7 protein-coding genes are annotated in these 7,454 nt (G+C 64.4%); 3 read left to right on the top strand and 4 right to left on the bottom strand.

Going from position 1 to position 7,454, the window contains the following annotated elements; genetic code table 11:
- The 3 genes from KPL59_RS12945 to KPL59_RS12935 form a co-directional block, all read left to right on the top strand.
- Positions 1 to 234, top strand: a 234-nt coding sequence (locus KPL59_RS12945) for a hypothetical protein (RefSeq protein ID WP_226360924.1), incomplete at its 5' end; no start/stop codon positions are given.
- Positions 231 to 575 carry an HTH domain-containing protein gene (locus KPL59_RS37610; RefSeq protein WP_374111624.1) on the top strand — a complete coding sequence of 115 codons (345 nt, stop codon included), beginning with the start codon at positions 231 to 233 and terminating at the stop codon, positions 573 to 575. The genes KPL59_RS12945 and KPL59_RS37610, both read left to right, overlap by 4 nt.
- Positions 550 to 1,197: an SMI1/KNR4 family protein gene (locus KPL59_RS12935; protein ID WP_226360920.1), complete on the top strand. Its 648-nt coding sequence runs from the start codon at positions 550 to 552 to the stop codon at positions 1,195 to 1,197. The genes KPL59_RS37610 and KPL59_RS12935 overlap by 26 nt, the downstream gene beginning before the upstream one ends.
- A gap of 57 nt (positions 1,198 to 1,254) precedes the next feature.
- Here KPL59_RS12935 and KPL59_RS12930 read toward each other — a convergent pair whose 3' ends face one another.
- The 4 genes from KPL59_RS12930 to KPL59_RS12915 all read right to left on the bottom strand — a co-directional run bounded on the left by KPL59_RS12930 (position 1,255) and on the right by KPL59_RS12915 (position 6,704).
- Complete coding sequence (locus KPL59_RS12930; RefSeq protein ID WP_226360919.1) at positions 1,255 to 2,427, bottom strand: hypothetical protein; 1,173 nt, start codon at positions 2,425 to 2,427, stop codon at positions 1,255 to 1,257.
- Positions 2,428 to 3,101: 674 nt separating this feature from the next.
- Complete coding sequence (locus KPL59_RS12925) at positions 3,102 to 3,935, bottom strand: IS1634 family transposase (RefSeq protein WP_226360918.1); 834 nt, start codon at positions 3,933 to 3,935, stop codon at positions 3,102 to 3,104.
- A gap of 185 nt (positions 3,936 to 4,120) precedes the next feature.
- On the bottom strand, positions 4,121 to 4,654 hold the full coding sequence (locus KPL59_RS12920; protein ID WP_226360917.1) for a hypothetical protein: 534 nt from the start codon (positions 4,652 to 4,654) through the stop codon (positions 4,121 to 4,123).
- Positions 4,655 to 5,480: 826 nt separating this feature from the next.
- Positions 5,481 to 6,704, bottom strand: a complete 1,224-nt coding sequence (locus tag KPL59_RS12915; protein ID WP_226351754.1) for an ISAs1 family transposase — start codon at positions 6,702 to 6,704, stop codon at positions 5,481 to 5,483.
- Positions 6,705 to 7,454: the final 750 nt, after the last annotated feature.

The following is a 7,454-nucleotide window of genomic DNA, read 5'->3' as shown; positions in this document are numbered from 1 at the left end:
GCACAAGCGACCCTCCTCAATACCGACTTCTCCATCCCTCTGCTCCAACCCGAAGTCAACGGCATCGCCAACTCCATCTCCCGCTGGATCATCACCAAATCCCGCATGTGGGCCGACGGGCCAATCGTCTACGACGCCACCTTCAATACCATCCAAGCCGCCCGGCGAGACAAAAGCACTCAAGTTCGAAAGAATAATCGTCTCGACCGACAGGCCCTGATTGAAACTGAATGAGGTGTGTAAACATGACTCCCACTCGCCCTTGGCGGGCTCGCCGTAAACACTCAGCTCGCACGCTCGCTGAACAGCTTAACGTCTCCGACAGGACCATTCGCAATACTGTTGCCGAAGAACGTGCCGATTACGAGGAGCGGAGTCGCCAGCGTCGAGCCCAGATCATCGCGCGCAGCGAATCTGGCAAGAGTCCCCGAGATATCGCGAACGAATTGCAGATATCACTAAGTCTGACCTACTCTCGAATCGCTGAACAACGGCGCGTCGCGGACTCTCTAGTCGAAAGACGGGAAGGTGAGGACGATGGACCCTTGGGTGAAACTTTACGAGTGGTGCGCTGAGAACGCCCCTGAAACCGGGGAGGCTTTCCTCTCTAAAGGATTGGCAATTGAGCTAGATACCGCGCAAGGGAGAACTGGCGGATACCCTTGGCCTGAAGATGTACTGGCGTTCTATGAGTGGTGCGACGGGGCGCTGCGCGCGCCTAGCGGATACATTCTCCCGGGGCTTCGCCCTCTCGGAATTTCCGAAGTCGTCTCTGTCTGGGAAGATGACATGCTCTCCAGCTATGCTCACTTAGCGGCAGGAGCCTCTCCGCCACCATCTGAAAAATCAGATGCGCGGGGGACTTTCTTCGCGCAGCTCGGAGCGAACGCCATAGCCGCAGAGTCGTTTGACGCGAACAAGCTCGCCGGGTCTGCAATTGGCGGCTTCATCCCCGCCCTTCTTCCCGTGGCAGAGGATCAGAACGGTAGCTACTTGATGATCGATCGCAGAGGGGGGAAAGAGTTCGGGGCCGCGGTGTTCTATGACAAGGTCGATGCAGACTTGAATGACGCTCCCCGCTGGAAGAGCTTCCTCGCCCTCAACCGAGCGACGCTCCAAGCGGTCACATCGGAGACGCCTGAGGAGCAGACTGATTTAACTCCCATTGCTCTCGGCGGGCGACTCACCTGGCAGTGATGCCGCGCAAGGCTGCTGGGGAGCTGCGCTGAGTGCAACTCCCCAGCGGTCAGTACCTTACGGCTGGATCCAGACGCGGTAAGCGTCCCGGTCGATGACGCGGTTCTTCGAGAAGAACGCGCTGAGTTGTGAACCGCCCCGCTTGTTCTGCGCATCATTGATCATGCACGAACTGTACCCAGTGGAATCACGCAGACCCTGAGGAAGCTTCGGTGCGATCCGGCAATATGGGAAGGTTCGTCCCGGGCCCTTCGGGGCTTGGTCGGCTCCTTGGTAGCTGGAGGCGAAGGGATACTCATCACAGCTGAGTCCTGTAGGGCGGGTGTAGGTACGCGGGCAGGCCCGGCCCCGGTTGTCCTTCGCGTCATCCTTATCCATGAGCCGGGTCAACGGCACCCCCGACGGGTACGCCCCCGGAAGACCCGAGGCCTGCGCGTCACCGATGTGCCGGGCCAGCTCCCCCACGTCCCCGGACCGGGAGTAGGCGATCACCGGGGTATGCGCCGCCACCACACACCCCGGACCACGGCCCTTGACCGCGTTGTCACAGCGCACCGGGTGCGGCACGAACGTCGAGGAGAACTCCGGCTTCTGCCACTTCGGGTTGGAGAAGGTCAGGTCCACCGTGTTCTTCCCCGCCCCGCTCTCCCCCGGGCCGACCTTCGTGCCCCGGTAATAGGTCTCCCCCGTGAACGGGAAGTTCGGGTTCAACGCCGGACTCGGCCCGAACGTGTTCGGCCCGTTACGCGTGCACCCCGACACCTCACCCGGCCGCGGCGACCCACACGTCCCCAACCCACTCACCGACGCCCCATAGCCCACACCCGACGCACCCGCCAACGACAACGTCGTCTGCACACCCCACACCGGATTCCCAGCATTCGTATACGACAACGTACGACGGTTCACGTTCAAGGTGCCCAGCACGACCTTCGTGCGCTGCTCGAAAATCGTGATGTCCACACGATCCCGTTTGCACTGCGTCGTCCGGTCCACCACCCAATCCGTGTACCCCTCACACGCCTTCGGATACGCCACCAGATCAAACGCCTGCGGATTCAGATCATACGGTTGAGGCCGGTTCTCCGACGGCGACGGGATAGTCACATCGACACACGGGATACCACCCTCACCCGTTGCCTTCGCAGAAATCTCATCAAAATGCTCGTGCAGATACTTGCACGAACCATCCCACGACTCCACGCCAGAACCCGTCCGGAAAGTCTCCACACTTGATCCACCCACCGTCGGCGGCGCCGCCGACGAATCCGGGCCAGGCGGCTCCGGCTCCACCGGACGCGGACTCTTCACAACCGACGCGGCCACCGGACCAGAAGACTCCGCAGCGGCCGCACCAGACGCAGCACCCATCGTGACAGCAATAACCATCACGCTAGCGGCAGCAACCCGCCACATTCTCGATGATTTCACCGCAGAAAGATACCCGGCCACAGCGCCGACATCCACACCGGACGACGCAGCCGGAACGAAACGAGCATAAAACGCGCAGCGCGACCGGTCGAACACTTTCCGCGATCACCACGAGCCGCCAAGCCGAGTCGAGCCGCTCCCATCGCCGCAACACCAGAACGTCCTCGACACCAGCGCTTCAGCAGCCCCTTCACACGGCTACGCAGGCCTCCTGGAGTTCCGCCACCGCTAGGTCCCCGCGACCCCGCACCAGCCCGCTGGGGCCGCAGCGAAGGGCCACCACCTCCGACGCCAACGCAGCGACCCGCCCGACGGGACCGACTTTTGCGACACCCACTTAACCCCGGATTCCGCAGTTCGTGGGCAGATGTGAGGGCTGAATTCGGGGGTTGACCTGCAGGACCGCTGGTGTGGGAGCGGGGTGGGCGTGTGTCCATGCCCGCCGCGGTGCCTGTTGGCGCTGTTTGGGCTGGTTAGGCGGGGTCGAGGGTGGTGATCCGGGGTGGTGGGGTGACCCCGCAGGCCCGAAGAATGCCGGCCTGGGTGGTGGTGAGCTCGGTGGTCTGCACGACGGTGCCGGCCGGGCCGGTGAGGGTGATCGTGTGCAGCCGGCCCAGCTCGCGGGAGATGGTGCGCCAGGTGCGGCCGGTGCGGCGTTCGGCGACCCGGATCAGCAGCAGCGCCAGCCAGCAGAGCAGGACGTGGGCGCGGATGCGGAGTTCGAGGCGGTGGAACACCGGCCGCAGCTCGATGGTGGATTTCAAGTCGCGGAACCCGCGCTCGGCCTCCAGCAGGTTCTTGTAGCCCAGGGCGACGTCCTCGGCCGAGAGGTCCGGGTCGGAGGTGGACAGCAGGTACTTCCCGTCCAGCTTCGCTTCGGCGGCGATCTTGGTCCGGTCCAGTTGCAGCCGCCCGGACGGTGTCTGGCGCAGCCACCGGCCCAGGGCCGGGTGTTCACGCAGCGCGCATTCGGCCTTGACGTGCGCGGCCTCCTCACGTTCGGCGGCCCGGGCGGCGTGCCGCCACGCGGCCTTGCTGGTTGTGGTGGCGGCGCGGCGGGTGCGGGCGGCCTCGCGGGCTCGGGTGCGGGCGGACGCGATGCGGTCGAGCTCGGCGGAGATCCTGGCGATCGCGGCTTCGCGGGCGGCCTGGTCGCGTTCGGCCTCGTCGGGGTTGTGGCAGATGATCCACCGGACGCCGGGGGTGGAGTCGATCCGGACTTCCTTGACGCGCAGGTTGTCCCGAACCTGCTGGTAGCGGCCCTGGCGGGACAGTGCCTGGGCGGCGTGCGGGCTGCCGTCGCGCATCCGTTCGCCGGCGATGTAGTGCCCGCCCGCGCGCTGAAGGTAGGCAGAATTACGCCCTCTCCTGTAAGGAGGAGGACCACTCCGATAAGGCCACAGAGCAGCGCGATGCCGCCTCCACCGATACATATCGCCGAGCGCTCGGGTGCCACAACTGTCCCCGCCAATCGCTATACGCTGAACAGTCCTCAAGAGAAGCACTGGGTGCGCACTGCGGTAATTCCGAGCAGCTCTGCCCCCAGAGCAGCTACCGGCCCACCGATAGCTTGAATCTTCTCCCAAGAAAAGCTCGCACCCCGGAAAGTCTGGACAGCCTCTTTGATGCCTCCAAGCTGCGCAACCAATTTCTTAATCTTCAAAATCTTCGCAGCGGGAACTAGAACACCACCTACCGCAACACCAATCGCCCCCACGCAACCAATAACACTGGCACGAGACTGACCCCCAGTGTTAGGATAGTTCGCCCTCAACCAGTCCTGCGTAGCAGAATCCCCTTGATAAAGAACCGAAGTAGGGACTGAGTTGACGCGCTCAAGAAACAGCGTTAAACCCTCAATCCTGTCTTGCTCTTGCCCCGAAGCGGTAGCCAAAGAATAAGAACTAGCTGCCGAAGCTGGAGGTGCAACCGAGGTCTCAGCCGCAGCGATCCCAGTCGCCGAACCCATCGAAACAGCCACAACCAACACCGTTCCGATAACACGTGCGCACTTCTTCGTACTCATGACCGCATGCGAACACGCCCCCCCCCCCGTTGGTCAAGAGCCATCACCAAAAGCAATCACGTGAACACACTCAGCCATTACGGACGAATACACCCAAAGCAGCCTAAACCGCCCAGCCAACCCTCAGTCCGTTGACCTTGACCTTTGCCTTTTTCAAAACATGGAACTACGTACTGACGATCAAGGCCGCTCCGCGACCGCCAACCGCTGGGTCGGGCTGGCGCCCGACACCTCAACCGGCCGTCAGCGAAGCAGGGTGGTTGAGGTGTCGGGCGCCAGCCCGACCCAGCGGCACTCACTCCACCATCCATACAACGGCAGGTCACAGCGATGCTCGGCCCGAGAACACCCCGGGGCAAGTCCAGAAGGCAACCCTAAAAACGATCTTGGGCTCTCTCGGGAGTAACAAAGCCCCTCTCGGGAACTACTAGACCCGTTCCAGGGCGACAACACCGAGGACGCGCGACCCCCAACGACAGCGCGGCAATCCCCGCATCCGCCGGGCCACGCATCGGACAAACGCTCCGCTCCGGCACAAACCCAAACACCGCGCGGGAAAATACTACATCCATCCTGCGGCGGCCTTTGAAACCACAGATCCAGCGGAGTGAACACCGAAATAATCGCCACCGCCTCTCCGGAACGGGTGGAGAGGCCCGTCCGTAACGATAAGAGCGGAAAACTTGCATGAAAGGGCAATAGAAAAGGCGAGGAAGTCCAGCCCTAAACGCCTGCGGAGCGCCGCTGCTTACGGTGCCTGAAAACGCAGTCACGCACCATCGAAAATCGCGACCGCCGACGCTCGCTCAGGGCCCCGGCAAAGTCGCTAGATGATCTTGTAGGTGGTCAGTGGTCGATGGGGGTCGCGGGCGTGGTGGCGGAGTGCTGCGGCGATGTTGCTGACGCCGTGCAGGCGTAGCGCGGTGATCGCGAGGTTCCGCAACGCCGACATGACCTGCGGGGCGTGACCGGTGTGGGCGGTGGCGCGGTCTTCGTCGAAGCAGACATCACGGACCCAGTGCAGGCGATTCTCGATCGACCAGTGCCCACGGATCCAGCGGGCGAGCAGTCCTGGATCGGCGTCGGTGCTGGTCAGGCTGGTGATCGCGTAGGCGGTCTCGGTTCTCCACTTCCCGCCAGGCCGCAGTGGGCGACGCCGGCGCACCAGCTTGATCGCCTGGGATGCGTGGGGGAAGAACTCTGCGCCCAGGTCGGGACAGGGGTGCAGGCTGACCACGCTGATCGTGCGGGTCTCGACGCGGCCGTGCCCACGCCCGCGTTGACGATCAGCGACGCCGATCTGGGTCCAGGGCAGCGCCCGTACCCGTGCCAGCAGCGTGGGCTGGTTCGCTTTGATCGTCATCAGGTAGTGCCCGCCGCGGCGGTGTAGGTAGTCGGCGTGGGCTCGCTGGGTGTGCAGAGCGTCCGCGGTGACCAGTACATCGTCGAGGTCGAGGGGGTCGAGCAGCGCGGTGAACGCGGTGATCTCGCTGCCCTTCTCTGCGACCTGAACCTGGCCGAGCACGCCACCGCTGGTCTGGTCGAGCACCGACACCAGATGCGGGAGCCAGACCCTGCCGTCGGCGGCACGGACGCGGGCGCCGCGCAGGGTCTTGCCGTCCAAGGCCAGCACGCGACGCTGTTCTCGCCGGGGTGTGCCCTCCGCCGCCGGCTGGGCGCTGAGCTGGGGCAACACCCAGGACTGCAACGCCGCCTCCAGCGCCGAGGCGTCGACCCGTTGCAGGACCCGGCGGATGGTCGACTCGTGCGGAGCGACCGCGCCCACCCCGAGCACGTCCAGCACGGCGCGGCCGACGTCATGGGCGTACTCGGCGATCGCGGTGAACGACCGGGCCCCCGCCAACACCGCGCACGCCCCCAGTAGCAACACCGCGAGGACACCGTGGCGGACACCGCGTGGTTTCCGCGGGTCCGGCACTCGCGACAGGGCCTCCACCAGCGACAACCCCGCCGCCTCACCGACCGGCGCGGCTCTCCCCGCGTCAGGACCGACCTCCAGGCCTTCCAGAGCAGCAACGATCGGAGACACTGACACTGCGGACACAGGCTTCCTGACGTGAGCAAGGATTCGACACCCTCATGATCACGCCAAGCCTGTGTCCGCACCCACCCCCACCCCCCACATCACCGCAGCTCAGGACCCACCCATCACGACTTTGCCGGGGCCCTGGACGCTCGCTGCCCTCGCCCCCGACTCGTCACGCAGAGTGAGATTTCGGGGGATGTCCCGAAACGGCCCCCAAGCCGTGCCAAGCCGAGACAGCCGTGCCACCCCTGCTGTTTGACCAGGTCAAGGCCCATTTTCGCCTGGCACGGCTTGAGGGGGTGGCACGGCTCAAGCCGTGCCACCCCCTCAACGAGCCGCCCGCTCAAACGTGCCGACAAGCGCCCTGCACGCGGTCTGACCAGCAGAAATGATGGCTTGAGGTGCCCTCAGGTGCGATCGTCACGGAACGTGACCGATCCTGGAGCGGAAAGGTGAGGCGCGCGCCGGTTCGAGATCGGCGCTTGACAGCCGAGGCGGGATCGTGTCTTGCTTGAGGAGCGAGTCTGCCAGCCCGGCGAGCTTGCGGTCACCGCCCAGGATGCCCATCCGGGGCGGCGACCTAACCGAACGACCTGTGAGGACAGGTGATCGGCTATGGGCCATGCTGCCCTTGGCGTCTGCACGCATCCACCGGTGGGTGGAACTTTTCTTCCAGACTCCCCCGACGGTGATCCTGATCCCGGCGCTGAGCTGGGCTTTTCGTGGTGTCCGGATGGTCTGACCGAGCGGGTC

This window comes from Pseudonocardia sp. ICBG1142 (assembly GCF_020496255.1).
Lineage (GTDB): Bacteria > Actinomycetota > Actinomycetes > Mycobacteriales > Pseudonocardiaceae > Pseudonocardia.
The sequence above is the reverse complement of the archived record's forward strand: the minus strand, read 5'-3'. Positions and strand labels throughout refer to the sequence as shown.